Origin of the sequence: Brevundimonas sp. LPMIX5 (assembly GCF_003576505.1) — a bacterium.
GTDB classification, from domain to species: Bacteria; Pseudomonadota; Alphaproteobacteria; order Caulobacterales; family Caulobacteraceae; genus Brevundimonas; species Brevundimonas naejangsanensis.
Genome location: NZ_QWTZ01000006.1, coordinates 76,216 through 93,975 on the forward strand (window position 1 = coordinate 76,216; position 17,760 = coordinate 93,975).

Below are 17,760 nucleotides of genomic sequence, written 5' to 3' on the forward strand. Positions count from 1 at the left end.
GCTTCAGCCCTTCAAACTCCTGAGCGCCAGTTCATGGCGATAGGCGGCGACGTCGGCCAGGGCCGCGTCCAGCGCCGTCTTCACGCGCTCCAAACCGGCAGGCGCGGCGGATTGCTCGCCGAACTCCACCTCTTCACAGACCTGGGCCAGGGCCTTGGCCCCAATGCCTGCCCCGGCGCCGCGGATGGTGTGAACGGCGTCGCGCCAGCCTTCGCTGGACGCATCCAGAAGGGCCGACCACATGCGGGCCTGTTCGGCGAACAGGCCCAGCACTTCTTCCGTCACCTCATCCATGCCGCCAGTCATGGCTTCGAGGACGGTGAAATCCACCGCCCCCGACAGGTCGCGCCTGGCCATTAACCCTCGGCCTCTTCGCCCTTGGCCAGGCGCGAGTTACGCGACGACCAGACCAGATAGACGGCCAGACCGAACAGATTCCACAGCAGGAAATACAGCTGCGTCGAACTCTTCAGGCTGAAGAAGAAGACGATGCAGCCAACGATAGCCACCCCGCCGACCAGCTGCCACAACGGCGCCTTGAACTTGCGCTCGCGGTTCGGCTCACGCACGCGCAGCACGATCAGGCTGATCCCCACGGCCATGAAGGCCATCAGGGTGCCGGCATTGGCCAGCGACGCCAGTTCGTCCAGACGCATGATGCCCGCCAGGAAGGCGACGACGATAGCGGTGAAGATCGTCACCACGGTCGGCACGCCGCGATTGGAGATCTTGGCCAGGCGATTGGGCAGCAGGCCGTCGCGGGCCATGCCCAGGAAGATGCGGCTCTGGCCGAACAGGAAGGCCAGCAGGACGGTCGGCAAGGCGACGACGGCGGCTGCGGCGATCCATTGTGCGGCGACGCCCTGACCCAGACCGCGCATGATATGGGCCAGCGGTTCGGGGCTGTCGGCGAAGCTGGACACCGGCGCGGCGCCGATCGCAGCCGCGGCGACGGCGATGTAGAGGATGGTGCAGACCACCATCGAACCGACGATGCCGATGGCCAGGTCGCGCTCGGGCTTCTTGGTCTCTTCGGCCGCCGTAGCGATGGCGTCGAAGCCGTAGAAGGCGAAGAAGATGATGGCGGCCGCCGCCATGACACCCGTCTGAACGAAGGGCGCCCCGAAGCCGTGCGGCATGAAGGGGGTGAAGTTCGCCGCATCGAACTTCGGCAGGGCGATCGCCACGAAAGCCACCAGGGCGGCGATCTTGATGACCACCAGCACCGCGTTCAGCGTCGCGCTCTCGCGCGTGCCCATCAACAGCAGGCCGGTGACGATGCCGATGATGAACACCGCCGGCAGGTTGATCAGCCCGCCTTCAACGTGCGGCCCGACGGTCAGGGCGAACGGAAGGTCGATTCCCAGCCCGGACAGGAAGGGCGCCGCATAGCCCGACCAGCCGACAGCCACGGCCGACACAACGAGGGAGTATTCAAGGATCAGGCTCCACCCCACGACCCAGGCGAAGATCTCGCCCAGGGCGGCATAGGAGTAGGTATAGGCGCTGCCCGAGGCGGGCATGATCGTCGACAGCTCGGCATAGGCCAGGGCGGCGCAGGCGCACACCAGACCGGCCAGGGCGAAGCTGATCAACACGGCCGGACCCGCCAGCCCCGCTCCGACCCCGATCAGGGTCAGGATGCCGGTGCCGACGATGGCGCCGACGCCCAGCGCCATAAGGTGCGGCCAGCTCAGGGTCTTTTTGAGCCCCGGCCCCGAGCTCGGAGCCAACATCGCGTCGATCGAGCGCCGACGGTTCCAGAACGCCATAATCTTTACTCCCCCTCGCCGCGTCTTTCGGCGGCTGATTCAAGGCGCGACCTTAGCGCGCGTTGCAATCATGATAAAAGACGCATTTGGCGCTTGCACCGCATGATCGCTGCGAGTAATAGGAGCGCCCTTCGCCGAGGTTGTTCACACCGCAGCGAAGGACCGGCGCCACACCAAGGGCGCAGACGACGGTACGGGTGATTAGCTCAGTTGGTAGAGCAGCTGACTCTTAATCAGCGGGTCCACAGTTCGAACCTGTGATCACCCACCATCGTCTCTTTATTCCTTCATTACAGAAGACAGCCGCCCAGGCGGCAGGCCATCCGACCGCCGCCGGTTTCTGTTAGAAGTCGCGCATGTCCGACGCCGTCTCGATTCCCGCCCCCGCCCCTTCTGCCTGCGGCCCGCTTCATGGCGTGCGGGTTCTGGACCTGTCGCGGGTGCTGGCGGGGCCTTGGGCGACGCAGACGCTGGCTGATCTGGGGGCCGAGGTCATCAAGATCGAACGGCCGGGCGCCGGCGACGACACCCGCCATTGGGGCCCGCCCTTCACCACCACGGCCGACGGCGCGCCCGGCGACGCCGCCTATTTCCTGTGCGCCAACCGGGGCAAGAAGTCGGTCGAGCTGGACATCGCCAGCCCGGAAGGCGCCGAGGCCGTGCGCCGTCTGGCCGCGACCTGCGACGTGGTGGTCGAGAACTTCAAGACCGGCGGGCTGAAGAAATACGGCCTCGACTACGCCTCGCTGGCGGCGATCAATCCGAGGCTGGTCTACTGCTCCATCACCGGCTTCGGCCAGCACGGGCCGGACGCGCACCGCGCGGGCTATGACTACATGATCCAGGCCATGGGCGGGCTGATGTCGATCACCGGCCAGCCCGACGGCGCGCCGGGCGCCGAGCCGATGAAGGTCGGGGTGGCGGTCGTTGATCTGTTCACCGGCCTTTACGCCTCCAACGCCATACTGGCGGCCCTGTGGCACGCGCGGGCGACCGGAGAGGGGCAGCACGTGGACATCGCCCTGTTCGACGTTCAGGCCGCCATGCTGGCCAATCAGGCGACCAACTGGTTCGTCTCAGGAACCGCGCCGACGCGGATGGGCAACGCCCATCCCAATCTGGCCCCCTATCAGCCCTTCGCCTGTTCCGACGGGATGGTGATCATCGCCGTGGGCAACGACGGCCAGTTCCGCGCCCTGTGCGGCGCCCTGGGGCTGGAAGTCGAGGACCGCTTCGCCACCAACGCCCTGCGGGTCGCTGAGCGCGAGGCGCTGGGTCCGCTGATCGCGGCGAAGACGGCGGGCTTCACCATGCAGGGGCTGATGCAGGCGCTGGAGGCGGCGGGCGTGCCCTGCGGCCCCGTCAACACCATCGATCAGGTGTTCGCCGAGCCTCAGGCGATCCATCGCGGCCTGACGGTCGAACAGTCGCGGCCCGATCTGGCCGATCCGGTCCGCACGGTCGCCTCGCCCATCCGCCTGTCGAAGACGCCGGTGCGATACGACGCCCCGCCGCCGAAGCTGGGGCAGGATACGGAAGATGTGCTGGGGGCGTTGAAGACGGAGGGATGAGCGGAGCCGCTGATTAGCTGACCTGACGCTTCTCCAGCTTCCGCGCCAGGGTGCGGCGGTGCATTCCAAGACGCCGGGCGGCCTCGGAGATGTTGAAGTCGGTCTCGGCCAGAACCTCGTGAATACGCTCCCACTCCAGCGTCTTAATCGAGGTCGGGCGGGCGGTCAGAGGGGCGTCAGGGTCGCCCGCTGCGCGACCGAAGGCGGCCTCGATGTCATCCGTGCCGGCAGGCTTGGCGAGGTAGTGACGGGCGCCCAGCTTGATGGCCTCGACCGCCGTGGCGATGCTGGCGAAGCCGGTCAGGACGACGATCACCAGATCGGGGTCGAAGGCGTGCAGCGTCTGTACGCAGGTCAGGCCCGAGGCCGTTCCCAGCTTCAGGTCCACCACCGCATAGTCGGGATGGTGCGTCTTCAACAGCTCGACCATCTGGTCATGACTGTGGGCGGCCACCACCTGATAGCCGCGCCGCTCGAACGAGCGCCGCAGGGTGCGGGAGAAGGACTCGTCGTCCTCGACGATCAGAAGCCGGCGGTGTTCGTCCGTCATCTCATGCCCTCTTTCCAGACTGCTTACTTCGGCGCCAGGGCGTCGATGGGCAAGGCCAGTCGCACCACGGCCCCGCCGCCGGTCGCGCCCGGACGGTTGGCGGCGACGACCGTGCCGCCCAGTTTTCGCACCACATTGACCAGCAGGAACAGGCCCAGACCCGCCCCTGCCCGCGCCTTGGTAGACTGATAGGGCTGGCCCAGCTTTTCCAGAATGACGGGCGCGAAACCGGGGCCGTCGTCCTCGAAGGCGATGAACAGGCCGTCGGCGTCGGCCACCGCCCGCATCTCCAGGTTTCGCGCGCCCGCCTCCTGCGCATTGTCCAGCAGGGCGCTGAATACCTGTTTCAGAGCCGGGTCGGCGATGATGGACGGATCGCGCGGCGTCGGGCCGCTGAGGGCGACCTGCATGGCGTCGCCGGGTCGGCTGGCGGACCAGTCATCGATGATCTCGCCGAGGAAGCCGCTGAGGGCGGTGACGGTCGGCGCCTCCCCGCGCGCCTCGCCCGCCGACATCAGGATGTTGGTGACGATGGATTTGCAGCGATCCACCTCGGCCTGCATCTGGTCGATGTCGTGGCGCAGGTCCTCGTCGCCGGTCAGGGCGGGCATGCGCCGCCAGTCGCTGAGGATCACGGACAGGGAGGCCAGCGGCGTGCCGAGTTCATGCGCTGCGCCCGAGGCCAGCAGCCCCATGCGCACGATGTGGTCCTGTTCCGCCGCCTGCTGCCGCGCCTCGGCCAGATAGGCGTCGCGAGCGCGCACATTCTGGCTGGTGCGGGTGACGAAGGCCACCAGCAGCACGGCGATCAGGATGAAGTTGATCAGGGCGCCCTGCTGGATCAGGCCCAGCCGCGCATCGGCGCCATCCGGCAGGTCCAGCGGCTGCCGCCACACCGCCAGGAAGGCCAGACAGGCGCCCGTCGCCAGCACGAAGCCCCAGGCGTAGACGGGCCGCAGCAGCACCGCCGCCAGCACCACCTGCATCAGGTAAAGGGCCGCGAACGGATTGGTCGCCCCGCCGCTGAAGTAGAGCAGCCAGCTCAGCGCCGCCACGTCGACGCACAGGGCCAGCAGAATCTCTGGGTCGGTGACGACCTTGCGCCGCAGGGTGACCGGCGCGCTGACCAGGTTCATCACCGCCAGCGCCGTCGGCGCCAGCAGCAGAGGCCCCAGCGGGACGCTGATCTTCAGACCCCAGTGGACGATGACGATGGTCGCCACCTGACCGATAACCGCCAGCCACCTCAACTGGATCAGCAACAGCATGTTGCGCCGCCCGGCCGCGCCCGGCGACACCGGAGTCTCGGCATTGGCGTCCATGCCTAGAACGGTTTGAGCGAAGCGGCCCAGAGTCTGCGTCTGCACTATCGCCCCCCTGCCCTGCGGCGCCGCTCGTCGCGCAGCCACAGAACGGCGCCGCCCGCCGACATCAGGGCCAGACCGAACCAGGTCAGAGCATAGACCAGATGACTGTTGGCGAAGCGCACCACCGTCAGACCGCCGCGCGGCCAGCCGCCGGGATTGGGCGTCGAGTCAGCATCTATGAAATAGGGCGCAACCGGGCCGTCCAGCCGCTTGGCCTGCGCGATCGCCGCCACATCGCGCGAGAACCAGCGGTCGCCGACTGGATCATTGTCGCGTAGGAAGCCGCCCTTCGGTTCACTGATCCGCAACAGGCCGGTGACGGAGACCGGGCCGTCGACCTGACCTTCGGTGCGGGTTTCAGGGGCCGTTCGCTCGGCGGGGACGAAGCCCCGGTTGATCAGGACGGTGAAGCCCCGCGCATCCGCCAGCGGCGTGACGACCCAGAAGCCCGGCCCCAGGTCCGTCACCGCCTTCACCCGCGCCTCGCGGTCATGCAGGAACCGGCCGCTGGCCGTGACGCGGCTGTACTGGTCCGCCTCGCGCGTCACGGCGTCGAAGCTTGCAGGCCCCGGCGCCGGGACGGGGTCGGCGTGGATGCGGCTGTCGACCTGGCGGATCAGCTCCTGCTTCCACGCCAGGCGCTGGACCTGCCAGACCCCCAGCGCGGAAAAGCCTGCGAACAGTACGGCGAAGACCGCCAGTCCCGCGATCCATCGACGGCGTGTCGCCGGACGGGCGGCGGGTTCAGGGGCCGACGATGACGTCAAGCGGCGTCTCCGCGTGCAAAAGGGCTCAGCCCATCACCTGCATGTCGTGGACGGGCATCATATTGGTGTTCAGGTGATACATGACCCAGACCGAACCGGCGACGGCGATGACCACGATCACCAGGGTGAAGATCAGCGCCAGCATGTTCCACCCGCCCTCGGACCTGTGGTTCATGTGAAGGAAGAAGATCATGTGGACCACGATCTGCACCACGGCGAAGGCGGTGATGATCAGGCCCGTCAGCTGCGGCGCCAGCACCCCGGCCATGACCAGCCAGAAGGGAATGGCGGTCAGCACGACCGACAAGGCGAAGCCGATCAGATAGCTTCTGTAGGTGCCGTGATCATGGTCGTCGCCGTGGTGATCGTCGTGAGTCACGGCGTGCTCGTTGTGGGCTTCGGCGCTCATCGCAGCATCCCGAACAGATAGACGAAGGTGAAGACGCCGATCCAGATGACGTCCAGGAAGTGCCAGAACAGGCTCAGGCACATGAGGCGGCGCTTGTTGGCCTGGATCAGGCCCTTCTGCCCCACCTGGATCATCAGGGTGACCAGCCAGATGCAGCCGAAGGTGACGTGCAGGCCGTGCGTGCCCACCAGGATGAAGAAGGCCGACAGGAAGCCGCTGCGCTGGGGCGTGGCGCCCAGGTGGATCATGTGGGCGAACTCATAGAGCTCGATGCCCAGGAAGCAGAGGCCGAACAGGCCGGTGATCGCCAGCCACGCCTGCGTCTGCGCCACCTTGTTGCGGTACATCGCCAGCATGGCGAAGCCGTAGGTAATCGACGAGAACAGCAGCATGGAGGTGTTCACCGCCACCAGCGGCAGGTCGAACAGGTCCTTGGGTGCCGGACCGGCGGCATAGTTGCCGCCCAGCACCGCGTAGACCGCAAACAGGATCGCGAAGATGAGGCAGTCGCTCATCAGATACATCCAGAAGCCCAGCATGGTGCTGTGGCCCTCCGGGTGGTGCGGCTCCTCGGCCGGGTGGAAGATCGGCCGCCCGGTCTCGTCGACGTAGTCGGGGTTGAGGGTTGGTGCGTGGCTCATCGGATCACCCCTGCGTCGCTGCTGCGGCCGCCAGGGCCTGGGTGCGCGCGTCCTCGGTCGCCTGAACCGTCTCGGCCGGAATGTAGTAGTCGCGCCTGTAGTTGAAGGTGTGGAAGATGGCGTAGCCGATCAGGGCCGCGAAGCCCGCCGCCACCAGCCACCAGATGTACCAGATCAGGGCGAATCCGACGATCAGCGACAGCGCCGACAGAATGAAACCGGCGCCGGTATTGGCGGGCATGTGGATCGGCTTGAAACCTTCGCTCGGCCGCTCATAGCCGCGCGTCTTCATGTCCCACCAGGCGTCGCTGTCATGGATGATCGGCGTCTTGGCGAAGTTGTAGTCCGGCGGTGGAGACGAGGTGGCCCACTCCAGCGTGCGGCCCTGCCAGGGGTCGCCGGTCTCGTCGCGCAGCTTGTCGCGGTTGATGATGCTGACGGCGAACTGGATCAGCATGGCCAGGATGCCGACGGCGATGACGGCCACGCCGACACCCGCGATGACGAACCAGATCTGATAGGCCGGGTCGTCGAAGACCCGCATCCGCCGCGTCACGCCCATGAAGCCCAGGACGTACAGCGGCATGAAGGCCATCCAGAAGCCGACCACCCAGCACCAGAAGCTGACCAGGCCCCACTTCTTCTCCAGCCGGAAGCCGAAGGCCTTGGGCCACCAGAAGTTGATGGCGGCGAACAGGCCGAACAGCACCCCGCCGATGATGACGTTGTGGAAGTGGGCGATCAGGAACAGGGAGTTGTGCAGCACGAAGTCCGCCGGCGGCACCGCCAGCATGACGCCCGTCATCCCGCCGATCACAAAGGTCAGCATGAAGGCGACCGTCCACATCATCGGCAGTTCGAACCGGATGCGGCCGCGGTACATGGTGAACAGCCAGTTGAAGAGCTTGGCCCCTGTCGGGATCGAGATGATCATCGTCGTGATCCCGAAGAAGGAGTTCACCGACGCGCCCGAGCCCATGGTGAAGAAGTGGTGCAGCCACACCAGGTAGGACAGGATGGTGATCACCACCGTCGCATAGACCATGGAGGTGTAGCCGAAGAGCTTCTTGCCCGAGAAGGTCGAGGTGACTTCGGAAAACACGCCGAAGAGCGGCAGGATCAGGATGTAGACCTCGGGGTGGCCCCAGATCCAGATCAGGTTCACGTACATCATCGGATTGCCGCCGAAGTCGTTCGTGAAGAAGTTGGTGCCGATGTAGCGATCCGCCGACAGCAGGACCAGGGTGGCTGTCAGGATCGGGAAGGACGCCACGATCAGGATGTTGGCGCACAGCGAGGTCCAGGTGAAGACCGGCATCTTCATCAGGCCCATGCCCGGCGCGCGCATCTTCACGATGGTCGCGATCAGGTTGATGCCGGACAGGGTGGTCCCTACCCCCGCGATCTGCAGCGCCCAGATGTAGTAATCGACCCCGACGCCCGGACTGTAGCCGATGCCCGACAGCGGCGGATAGGCCAGCCAGCCCGTGCGCGCGAACTCGCCGATGAACAGCGAGGCCATCACCAGAACGGCCCCCATGGTGGTCATCCAGAAGCTGAAGTTGTTCAGGAAGGGGAAGGAGACGTCCCGCGCCCCGATCTGCAACGGCACAAGATAGTTCATCAGGCCGGTGATCAGGGGCATGGCCACGAAGAAGATCATGATCACGCCGTGGGCGGTGAAGATCTGATCATAGTGGTGGGCGTTGAGGTAGCCCTCGGACCCGCCGAAAGCCATGGCCTGCTGCAGACGCATCATGACCGCATCGGCGAAGCCCCGCAGGAACATGATCAGGCCCAGGATCATGTACATGATCCCGATCTTCTTGTGGTCCACCGTCGTGAACCACTCCTTCCAGAGATAACCCCACAGTTTGTAGCGGGTGATCAGGGCCAGCACCCCCAGGCCGCCGATCACGACGACGGCGAAGGTGGCGACCAGGATGGGCTCGTGGAACGGAAGCGACTCCCAGTTCAACCGGCCCAGAAGCGGCGATGTGGAATGTTCAACGGTCATGATCGTTCAGGCGCTCAGGATTGCGACGCAGCAGGCGCGGAGAAGAGGGAGGCGAAACGCTGGCCCGGTTCGGATCGGCCGGGGCGCTCCAGCCCCTGACCCATGACGCGGTTCAGCGGCGTGTCGCGAGCCACGTCCTCGCCGAAGGCCTGACGGCGACGGGCCGCCTCTACGGCGGCGGCCTCGGCCTCCAGCGGGGTGCAGATCGTCAGCACATAGGACTCGCCGGCGCCGAAGACGGCGTCGCCGCGACGGGCGTATTTGTCATAGACCAGCGGCAGGGTGTTCTTGACCGCCGTCAGGCCCAGACCGCCCTTGCGGTCGATGTCCATCATCTCGCCCATGCACATCTTGCCCGGCTCGACGCACATGTTGACCACGGCGTCGAACAGGCGGTCGTCGACCGAGGCGTAGTGGATGACGGGGACCTTCTCGCTGGGTTTCTCCAGCTCCAGATAGGTGTCGCGGTCCAGACCCTGACCGGCGGCGCGCACGCCCGCGACCCACTGGTCGAAGCCCGCTTCATCCAGCCCGTGGAAGGCGAAACGCATGTTGGAGAAGCCGTCGCCGGAATAGTTGGCCGAGAAGCCGACGTATTCGCCCGGACGGTTGATGACGGCGTGCAGCTTCGTCTCCATGCCCGGCATGGCGTAGATCTGACCGGCCAGCGCCGGGATGTAGAAGGAGTTCATCACCCCGGTCGAGGTGATGTGGAAACGGATCGGCCGATCAACCGGGGCGGCCAGCTCGTTCACCGTGGCGATGCCGTATTCGGGGTAGATGAACAGCCACTTCCAGTCCATCGCCACCACTTCGACCTGAAGCGGACGGTGATCCTCGGCGACGGCCTGCCCGGCCGCGACACGGTCCAGCGGCCGATAGGGGTCGAGCAGGTGCGTCCCGGCCCAGGTTATGGCGCCCAGGCAGATGATGATCAGCAGCGGCGCCGCCCAGATCACCAGCTCCAGATGAGTCGAGTGGTCCCAGTCCGGCTCGTAACGGGCTTCCTTGTTCGACTCCCGATATTTCCAGGCGAAGAAGACGGTCAGAATCATCACCGGGATGATGACGATCAGCATCAGCAGCACGGACATGACCAGCAGGTCGCGCTGCTGGGCGGCGATGTCGCCGGCGGGCGCCAGCACCACGGCCTGACAGGCGGGCAGCAAGGCCAGAAGGGGCAACAGCAACAGGGGGCGCAGTCGGCGCACGGCGGCTCCAGTCGAGGTTTGAGACAAGGGCTCGGTCATCGTCCAGCCCCCGTAAACCCCACCCCCAGCGTACGACATTGGACAATCTGCCCTATCCCCTCTGCGACCCGAGGGGAGCAAAGGGACGCTTTAGCCATTCTATGATCGCGGGCGTGTATGCGCCCCGGTGCAGGGAGCCTCATGGTCATGAACGCAGCCAGCGGCGCGCCTTCTTCAGAGCCCCTTGAACGGGACGCCAGCCGGATCAACGCACGAGACGGCAAAATCGACGCGGGCGAAATCGCCATCGGCGTCATCATCGGCCGGACGTCGGAGTTTTTCGACTTCTTCGTCTACGCCATCGCCTCGGTCGTGGTGTTTCCGCAGCTGGTGTTTCCCTATGCGGGACCACTGGGCGGCACGTTGCTGTCCTTCGCCGTCTTCGCCGTGGCCTTCATCGCCCGGCCGTTCGGCACGGCCCTGTTCATCGCCATCGACCGACGCTTCGGGCGTGGGACCAAGCTGACCATCGCCCTGTTCCTGCTGGGCCTGTCGACCGTCTGCCTGGGCTTCCTGCCGAGCCATGCGCAGGTCGGTCACTGGTCGGCCGCCATGCTGATCGCCCTGCGGATCGGTCAGGGCGTGGCACTGGGCGGCGCCTGGGACGGCATGGCCTCCCTGCTGTCCGTCAGCGCGCCTGAAAAGCGCCGAGGCTGGTATGCGATGGTCCCGCAGTTGGGGGCGCCGATCGGCCTGATCGTGGCCAGCGCCCTGTTCGCCTATTTCCTGAGCAAGCTGTCGGCGGCCGACTTCATGGACTGGGGCTGGCGCTACCCCTTCTTCGTGGCCTTCGCCATCAACGTCGTGGCCCTGTTCGCCCGGCTGCGCATCGTGGTGACGCCGACCTTCCAGGCCGCCTTCGAGACGCTCGAGTTGCACCCCGCGCCTGTGACCAAGGCCGTGCGCGAAGAAGGCGGCGACATCATCATCGGCGCCTTCGCTCCTCTGGCCAGCTTCGCCATGTTCCACATGGTGACGGTGTTCCCGCTGTCGTGGGTCTTCCTCTACACTGACGAGGCGCCCAGCCGCTTCCTGATGATCGAGTTGATCGGCGCCGTCTTCGGCCTGTTCGCCATCCTGGCCTCGGGCTGGCTGGCCGATCGCTATGGCCGCCGCGCCCTGCTGGCCGTCACGGCGGCGGGCATCGCCGCCTTCTCGGGCTTCGCGCCCCAGCTTCTGGACGGCGGCCCGGCGGGCGAACTGACCTATATGATCCTGGGCTTCATCTTGCTGGGCCTGTCGTTCGGCCAGGCCTCGGGCGCCATCGCCTCCAGCTTCAGCCTGAAAAACCGCTACACCGCCTCGGCCCTGACCTCGGACCTGGCGTGGCTGTTCGGGGCAGGCTTCGCCCCGCTGGCGGCCCTGGCGCTGTCAGGCAGGTTCGGCCTGGTGGCGGGCGGCGCCTATCTGCTGTCGGGCGCGATCTGCACCCTACTGGCCCTGTGGCTGAACCGCGAACTGGCCAAGGGCCGCGCGGGCGGCAAGGCGTAGGATTTTTCTCCCCGGCCTGAAAGAAGGGGCGCGGCCAGCCGGTCGCGCCCCTTCTTTTGTTTGCGCTATCGCTCGGCGCGCGGCGCCTCGCTGCTTGAGCGCATTTTTGCGCAGCTCCCCAAACCCCGCTCATCCCCGCGGAGGGGGGGATGAGCGGCAGAATGGATATCAGCCCGCCTTAGCCTTGCGGCGCCAGTGAGTCAGCAGGTGCTCGGTGTAGCCGTTCGGCTGCTCCCTGCCCTTGAACACCAGATCGCAGGCCGCCTGCCACGCCGGGCCGTCATAGGCCGGCGCCAGCGGGCGATAGGCCGGCTCGCCCGCGTTCTGGCGATCCACCACCACGGCCATGCGCTTCAGCGCCTCCATGACCTCGTCTTCGGTCGTGACGCCGTGGCGCAGCCAGTTGGCCAGATGCTGGCTGGAGATCCGCAGCGTCGCCCGGTCCTCCATCAGTCCCACGTCGTGGATGTCCGGCACCTTGGAGCAGCCGACGCCCTGATCCACCCAGCGCACGACATAGCCGAGGATGCCCTGGGCGTTGTTGTCCAGCTCCTGCCGGATTCCATCACCGCCCGGCGTTCCGGTCGCGAACGGTGGCGTCAGCAGTGGCGTCAGTCCGGTCGGTGCGCGCGTCGCGATCTCGGCCTGACGCGCCCAGACGTCGACCTCGTGATAGTGCAGGGCGTGAAGGGTCGCCGCTGTCGGCGACGGAACCCAGGCCGTCGAGGCGCCCGCGCGCGGATGCCCCGCCTTGGCCGCCAGCATATCGCCCATGCGGTCCGGCGCGGCCCACATCCCCTTGCCGATCTGCGCCCGGCCCGACAGGCCCGCCTTCAGGCCGATGTCGACGTTGCGGTCCTCATAGGCCTTGATCCAGCCGGTCTCGCGCACCGCCTCCTTGCGGACGACGGGGCCGCCTTCCATCACCGTGTGAATCTCGTCGCCCGTGCGGTCCAGGAAGCCGGTGTTGATGAAGACCACCCGTCCCTTAGCCGCCGCGATGCAGTTCATCAGGTTGACGCTGGTGCGACGCTCCTCGTCCATGATGCCCATCTTCAGCGTCAGGGCGGACAGGCCCAGCATGGCCTCGACCGCGCCGAACAGCTCGTCGGCAAAGGCCACCTCGTCCGAGCCGTGCATCTTGGGCCGCACCACATAGACCGAGCCCGCAGGGCTGTTGCGCGCCTCAGCCGGGCGGCGCAGGTCGTGCAGGCCGATCAGGCCCGTCATGGCGATGTCCAACAGATGCTCGGGCGTCTCACGCCCGTGGGCGTCCAGCACGGCGTCGGTCATCAGGTGCAGGCCGACGTTGCGCACCAACATCAGGCTGCGCCCCTTCAGCGCCAGCGTCGATCCATCCGGCGCCGTATAGACACGGTCGGGGTTCAGGCGCCGCTCGACCGTGCGGCCGTCCTTCTCGAAATCCGCCTGAAGATCGCCGCGCATCAGGCCCAGCCAGTTGGCGTAGACCAGCCGCTTGTCCGCCGCGTCGACGGCCGCGACGCTGTCCTCGGCGTCGGCGATGGCCGACAGGGCCGCCTCGACCAGCACGTCGGCGACGCCCGCCGGGTCGTCACGGCCGATGGGGTGCGCGCGATCGATGACGATCTCCAGATGCAAGCCGTTGTGTCGCAGCAGGACGCCCGACGGCGCCGCCGCCTCCCCCGCATGACCGGCGAAGGAGGCCTGATCGGCCAGCCCCGTCTCGCGCCCCCCGGACAAGGCGACGACCAGCCGCCCGCCCTCGACCCGATAGGCGACTGCCTCGGCATGGCCGCCCTCAGCCAGCGGAGCCGCCTGGTCCAGGAAAGCGCGGGCGCGGGCGATGACGCGCGCGCCACGTTCGACGTCATAGCCGCCCGCCCCGGGCGCCTCGCCCAGCGCATCGGTGCCGTAAAGCGCGTCGTACAGGCTGCCCCAGCGCGCATTGGCCGCGTTCAGCAGATAGCGGGCGTTGGTCAGCGGCACGACCAACTGCGGCCCGGCCATGGAGGCGATCTCGGGATCGACGTTCACCGTCTCGGCCTGCACGCCGTCGCGCTCTGGCTCGATGTAGCCGATCTCGCGCAGATAGGCCTGATAGGCCGCCTGATCCGGCTGGCCCGGATAGGCGCGGTGCCAGTCGTCCAGCTTGCGCTGCAGCTGATCGCGGCGCTCCAGCAGGTCGCGGTTTCGGCGCCCAAAGCGGGCCAGCAGCCCCTCGACCCCGGCCCAGAAGGCTGCGGCGCTCACGCCCGTATCCGGCGTCGCCTGATCGCGCACGAAGGCGTCCAGTTCGGCGGCGACCTTCAGGCTGCCGTGGCGGACATAGGCGTCGGCGGGGGTCTTGGGGGCGTCGAACATGGCGGTCTCCTTCAGCCTGAAGACTACGCCCTAATGGCCGCCGCTATCCACGGCGAAGAAAGCCGCTTATCTTTGCAAAATCTGCAATGATGAGAGTCCGCCATGCTGGCCGAGTATGAAATCTTCGTCCGTGCGCTGGAGGAAGGCAGCTTGTCCGCCGCCGCGCGTCGGCTGGACCTGTCGCCCGCCGTGGCCTCGCGCAGGCTGGCTCGGCTGGAAGACCGACTGGGCGTGCGGCTGATCGAGCGCACCTCACGTCGTCTGGCCCCGACCGAGGCGGGGCGGCTGGTCTATGACCGCGCGGCGCAGCTGCTTGAGGGGGTCGAGGATCTGGAGGCCGTGGTGTCGCGCCGCACGACCCAGGCGCGCGGCCTGCTGCGCGTCTCGGCGCCGACCTCGTTCGGGCGGCGACGGCTGGCGCCCCTGCTGCAGCCCTTCCTGGCGGCGCAGCCCCGCCTGACGCTGGAGCTGAACCTGACCGACGCCTTCGTCGACCTGATGGCTGAAGACGTGGACGTGGCGGTGCGGATCGGCGGCTATGAAGCGGAAAACCCGCTGATGCACCGACTGGCGCCGAACCGGCGCGTGCTGTGCGCCTCGCCCGCCTATCTGGCCGAGCACGGCGTGCCGGAGAGCTTGGAAGACCTGCGCCGTCACGCCCAACTGGCCGCCGAAAATCAATCGACCTGGCGGCTGGAGGGTCCGGAAGGCCCCGTCGTCTTCCACGCCCGCAGCCGGGTGCGGACCAACTCAAGCGAAGTGGCGCGCGAACTGGCTCTGGCGGGCGTCGGCGTCGCCCTGCGCTCGACGTGGGACGTCGGGGACGAACTGCGCGACGGGCGGCTGAAGGTGGTGCTGCCGCAGTATGCGGGATCGTCGGACGTAGCCATCTTCGCCCTGACGGCCGGGCGGGCGCGGACCGAAACCCGCGTCCGCGCCTTCATCGACTTCCTGACCGGTCTCTATGGCGAGACGCCGGAGTGGGATCGCTGATCACTCCTGTCCGGTCGTCGCCGCCGGCTTCATCCAGCGATCCAACCAGGCGCCCATCTCATACAGGGTATGACCGACGGACTCCCGCGCGCGGTAGCCGTGCGCCTCCAGCGGCAGAACGACATAGCGCGCCGTGGCGCCATTGCCCTTCAGCGCCGCATAGAAGCGTTCGGTCTGCACCGGGAAGGTGCCCGAATTGTCGTCCTCCTCGCCGTGGATCAGCAGGATCGGCTCGTTGATCTTGTTGGCGTAGGTGAAGGGCGACATGGCGTTGTAGGTGTCGGTCGCCTCCCAATAGGACCGCTGTTCCGCCTGGAAGCCGAACGGCGTCAGCGTCCGGTTATAGGCCCCCGAGCGGGCGATGCCGGTCTTGAACAGGTCGGTGTGCGCCAACAGGTTGGCCGTCATGAATGCGCCGTAGGAGTGGCCGCCGACGGCGATCCGGTCGCGATCCGCCACGCCAAGAGCGACCACGGCGTCGACCGCCGCCTTGGCGCTGGCGGACAGTTGCTCGATGTAGGTGTCGTTCGGCTCGGCCCCGTCGCGGCCGATGATCGGCATCGTCGGGTTGTCCAGGATGGCGTAGCCTTGCGTCAGCAGGAACAGGTGGCTGGAGCCGCCCGGTCGCACGAAGCGGTTGTCGGTGTCGACGACCTGACCGGCCACGGCGGCGTCGGTGAACTCGGCCGGATAGGCCCACATCAGCAGCGGCAGCGGGCCGTCGCGGTCCTTGTCATAGCCGGCGGGCAGATACAGCGTCCCCGACAGTTCGACCCCGTCGTCGCGGGTGTAGGTGATCAACTCGCGGCTGACCCCGGCCAGTTGCGGCGCCGGGTCCGGGAAGTGCGTCAGTTGGGTGACGCCCCCGTCCAGATCGCGCACGCGCAGGTTGGCCGGGTCGGTGCGGCTTTCGCGATAGGTGACCAGCTTGCGGCCGTTCTCGTCCAGCACGCCGACGACGGTTTCGTACTCGCCCTGGGACGAGCGCCACAGACGTTCGGACGCACCGGTCTTGAGATCCATCAGGTCGAGGAAGGGATATTGCCCCTCGCGCGTCGCCCCGGCGCCATCGACGAAGACCTTGGAGCCGTCGGCGTTGAAGCGCATGACCGAGCGGCCGCGCGCGTTCGGCTCGGTCATCACCGAGCCAGGGTCATTGTAACGGTCCTGATAATTGCGATCGACCAGGACGCGGCCCGCGCCGGGATTGGATGGGTCGACCAGGGTGCGGGTCTCATGCCGAGTGTTGAACCAGCGGCTGTTGACGATGGCCACGTCGTCGCGGCCCCAGGTGGTACCGGCGTAGCGTTCCTTGAGGTCAAGCAGCACCTGCGGCCGGTCGTTGAACGGCGCGCGCAGCATGAAGACGCGGTCACGCACCTCGGCGGCGTTGCGCGGATCGCCCCCGTCCTGAGCCTCAGTCCAGACTAGGGTGGCGTCGGCGTCCGCGCGCCACTGCACCGAGCGCGGCCCCGGCGCCACGGCGTCGAACGGCGTCGGCACATTATCCCGCAGCGGCAGGTCGGCGACGCGGTGCGCCTCGCGGCCGTTCAGGTCGGTGACGATGACGTCGGACGGAAACAGGCTGGCCGGCACGACATAGGAATAAGGCTTCTTCACCCGCGTCTGCAGGATGTAGCGGCCGTCCGGCGAGGTCGACAGACCCAGGATGACGCCCGGCTGCCCCACGGTGCGGGCGCGGCCGTTCAGCGACACCGCCGTCGGCTGGCTGGTGAAGTAATAGCCGAACAGGGCCTCGTCGCCCGCATTGGACAGCAGGTCCTGATAGGTGCGCACCGGAGCGGCGCGGCCGCCCGTCTCGGTGATGATCGGACCCTCGGGCGGATGATCCACGTTCGGGGCTACGCCCCGCCCGGCCGGAACCGCCAGGACGAGCAGGCCAGAGGAATCCGGCAGCCAGGAGAAGCCCGACCCCGAGGCGGCGTTGACCATCGGCCCGTTCAGCTTGCGCGCCTTGGCCTGGGCGACATCGGCGACCCACAGCTCCAGCCCGTTCGGGACGTTGACCAGGAAGGCGACCGTCCTGCCGTCCGGCGCCCAGCTGGTGTTCGTCAGGCGCGCATTGGCGGGCAGGCCCGTGACCGGCCGCGCCGCGCCGCCATCGATCGACTGGAAGCTGAGCCCGGTCAGCCACGAGACGCGGCTATTGGCCGGGCCGTTGTTGCGCGGGTTTATGCGGTATCCGGCCAAGCGAAGCATCGGCTCGGACAATTCGGCGATGCTGGGCAGGTTGGAGCGGTCGGTCAGCAGCAGGGTCTTGCGATCCGGGCTGACGCTGACGCCGGGGTTGGGCTTGGCGTCGAGGATTTGTGCGATCGGCGCGGGCGGCTGCTGATAGGTCGCCGCCGCCTCCTGGGCGACCGCTGCGACCGGCAGCGTCAGGGCCGGAACGGCCGCAGCCAGAACCAGAGCGGGCAATGCGGCCCGCATCAGTCGATTGCGCATGGAGTTTCCCCACTGAGATTAAGTCTTCTGTGAGCCTAGGTGTGTCGCCCCCGGGCCGCGCGGTCAACCGCCGAGCCTTTCGACGCATGGCGCTTGCCCCCTTCTCTCGCCCGCTTTAAGGAC

Annotated in this window: 14 protein-coding genes and 1 tRNA gene; 4 read left to right on the plus strand and 11 right to left on the minus strand. The window is 67.3% G+C overall.

The window, feature by feature from the left end; genetic code table 11:
- Positions 1-3: 3 nt before the first annotated feature.
- Both D1604_RS08110 and D1604_RS08115 read right to left on the minus strand, forming a co-directional pair.
- Positions 4-357, minus strand: a complete 354-nt coding sequence (locus D1604_RS08110) for an Hpt domain-containing protein (RefSeq protein WP_024353238.1) — start codon at positions 355-357, stop codon at positions 4-6.
- A complete protein-coding gene (locus tag D1604_RS08115; RefSeq protein WP_119412885.1) occupies positions 357-1,772 on the minus strand; it encodes an amino acid permease in 1,416 nt (471 codons plus the stop codon). The genes D1604_RS08110 and D1604_RS08115 overlap by 1 nt, the downstream gene beginning before the upstream one ends.
- Positions 1,773-1,967: 195 nt before the next feature.
- Here D1604_RS08115 and D1604_RS08120 point away from each other — a divergent pair.
- Together D1604_RS08120 and D1604_RS08125 are read left to right on the plus strand one after the other, a co-directional pair.
- Positions 1,968-2,043 (plus strand) — tRNA-Lys (locus tag D1604_RS08120).
- 85 nt (positions 2,044-2,128) lie between these two features.
- Positions 2,129-3,343: a CaiB/BaiF CoA transferase family protein gene (locus D1604_RS08125; RefSeq protein ID WP_119412886.1), complete on the plus strand. Its 1,215-nt coding sequence runs from the start codon at positions 2,129-2,131 to the stop codon at positions 3,341-3,343.
- A gap of 13 nt (positions 3,344-3,356) precedes the next feature.
- Here D1604_RS08125 and D1604_RS08130 read toward each other — a convergent pair whose 3' ends face one another.
- From D1604_RS08130 to cyoA, 7 genes are read right to left on the minus strand one after another with little or no spacing between them, the layout of a single operon-like run.
- Positions 3,357-3,893 (minus strand): response regulator transcription factor, encoded by a 537-nt coding sequence (locus D1604_RS08130; protein WP_119412887.1) that lies wholly within the window; start codon positions 3,891-3,893, stop codon positions 3,357-3,359.
- Positions 3,894-3,916: 23 nt separating this feature from the next.
- On the minus strand, positions 3,917-5,260 hold the full coding sequence (locus tag D1604_RS08135; RefSeq protein ID WP_119412888.1) for an ATP-binding protein: 1,344 nt from the start codon (positions 5,258-5,260) through the stop codon (positions 3,917-3,919).
- Entirely contained in the window at positions 5,260-6,027 is a 768-nt protein-coding gene (locus tag D1604_RS08140) for an SURF1 family protein (RefSeq protein ID WP_119412889.1), read from the minus strand. Before D1604_RS08140 ends, D1604_RS08135 begins: the two co-directional genes overlap by 1 nt.
- 25 nt (positions 6,028-6,052) lie before the next feature.
- Positions 6,053-6,436 carry a cytochrome o ubiquinol oxidase subunit IV gene (cyoD, locus tag D1604_RS08145; protein WP_119412890.1) on the minus strand — a complete coding sequence of 128 codons (384 nt, stop codon included), beginning with the start codon at positions 6,434-6,436 and terminating at the stop codon, positions 6,053-6,055.
- The gene (gene cyoC / locus D1604_RS08150) at positions 6,433-7,077 is read right to left on the minus strand and encodes a cytochrome o ubiquinol oxidase subunit III (RefSeq protein ID WP_119412891.1); all 645 of its coding nucleotides are present in this window, start codon (positions 7,075-7,077) and stop codon (positions 6,433-6,435) included. Before cyoC ends, cyoD begins: the two co-directional genes overlap by 4 nt.
- Positions 7,078-7,081: 4 nt before the next feature.
- On the minus strand, positions 7,082-9,094 hold the full coding sequence (gene cyoB, locus D1604_RS08155; RefSeq protein WP_119412892.1) for a cytochrome o ubiquinol oxidase subunit I: 2,013 nt from the start codon (positions 9,092-9,094) through the stop codon (positions 7,082-7,084).
- Positions 9,095-9,108: 14 nt separating this feature from the next.
- Entirely contained in the window at positions 9,109-10,344 is a 1,236-nt protein-coding gene (cyoA, locus tag D1604_RS08160) for a ubiquinol oxidase subunit II (RefSeq protein WP_233551966.1), read from the minus strand.
- 147 nt (positions 10,345-10,491) lie between these two features.
- Here cyoA and D1604_RS08165 point away from each other — a divergent pair, with 147 nt between their 5' ends.
- Positions 10,492-11,835, plus strand: coding sequence for an MFS transporter (locus tag D1604_RS08165; RefSeq protein ID WP_119412989.1), 1,344 nt, complete (start codon positions 10,492-10,494; stop codon positions 11,833-11,835).
- A 168-nt stretch (positions 11,836-12,003) separates the two neighbouring features.
- On the opposite strand, the gene D1604_RS08170 is transcribed toward D1604_RS08165, so the two are convergent.
- Complete coding sequence (locus D1604_RS08170; protein ID WP_119412893.1) at positions 12,004-14,178, minus strand: malate synthase G; 2,175 nt, start codon at positions 14,176-14,178, stop codon at positions 12,004-12,006.
- Between the two features lie 102 nt (positions 14,179-14,280).
- Here D1604_RS08170 and D1604_RS08175 point away from each other — a divergent pair, with 102 nt between their 5' ends.
- Positions 14,281-15,171, plus strand: coding sequence for a LysR family transcriptional regulator (locus D1604_RS08175; protein WP_119412894.1), 891 nt, complete (start codon positions 14,281-14,283; stop codon positions 15,169-15,171).
- Here D1604_RS08175 and D1604_RS08180 read toward each other — a convergent pair whose 3' ends face one another.
- Positions 15,172-17,637: a S9 family peptidase gene (locus D1604_RS08180; protein ID WP_233551968.1), complete on the minus strand. Its 2,466-nt coding sequence runs from the start codon at positions 17,635-17,637 to the stop codon at positions 15,172-15,174.
- Between the last annotated feature and the right edge of the window lie 123 nt (positions 17,638-17,760).

Excerpts from the sequence above, each read along its gene's own strand:
- D1604_RS08115 (WP_119412885.1), bottom strand. The coding sequence starts at position 1,772 with ATGGCGTTCTGGAACCGTCGGCGCTCGATCGACGCGATGTTGGCTCCG.
- D1604_RS08175 (WP_119412894.1), top strand. The coding sequence starts at position 14,281 with ATGCTGGCCGAGTATGAAATCTTCGTCCGTGCGCTGGAGGAAGGCAGC.
- cyoC (WP_119412891.1), bottom strand. The coding sequence starts at position 7,077 with ATGAGCCACGCACCAACCCTCAACCCCGACTACGTCGACGAGACCGGG.
- D1604_RS08130 (WP_119412887.1), bottom strand. The coding sequence starts at position 3,893 with ATGACGGACGAACACCGCCGGCTTCTGATCGTCGAGGACGACGAGTCC.
- D1604_RS08110 (WP_024353238.1), bottom strand. The coding sequence starts at position 357 with ATGGCCAGGCGCGACCTGTCGGGGGCGGTGGATTTCACCGTCCTCGAA.
- D1604_RS08125 (WP_119412886.1), top strand. The coding sequence starts at position 2,129 with ATGTCCGACGCCGTCTCGATTCCCGCCCCCGCCCCTTCTGCCTGCGGC.
- cyoD (WP_119412890.1), bottom strand. The coding sequence starts at position 6,436 with ATGAGCGCCGAAGCCCACAACGAGCACGCCGTGACTCACGACGATCAC.
- cyoB (WP_119412892.1), bottom strand. The coding sequence starts at position 9,094 with ATGACCGTTGAACATTCCACATCGCCGCTTCTGGGCCGGTTGAACTGG.
- D1604_RS08180 (WP_233551968.1), bottom strand. The coding sequence starts at position 17,637 with ATGCGCAATCGACTGATGCGGGCCGCATTGCCCGCTCTGGTTCTGGCT.
- cyoA (WP_233551966.1), bottom strand. The coding sequence starts at position 10,344 with ATGACCGAGCCCTTGTCTCAAACCTCGACTGGAGCCGCCGTGCGCCGA.
- D1604_RS08170 (WP_119412893.1), bottom strand. The coding sequence starts at position 14,178 with ATGTTCGACGCCCCCAAGACCCCCGCCGACGCCTATGTCCGCCACGGC.
- D1604_RS08165 (WP_119412989.1), top strand. The coding sequence starts at position 10,492 with ATGAACGCAGCCAGCGGCGCGCCTTCTTCAGAGCCCCTTGAACGGGAC.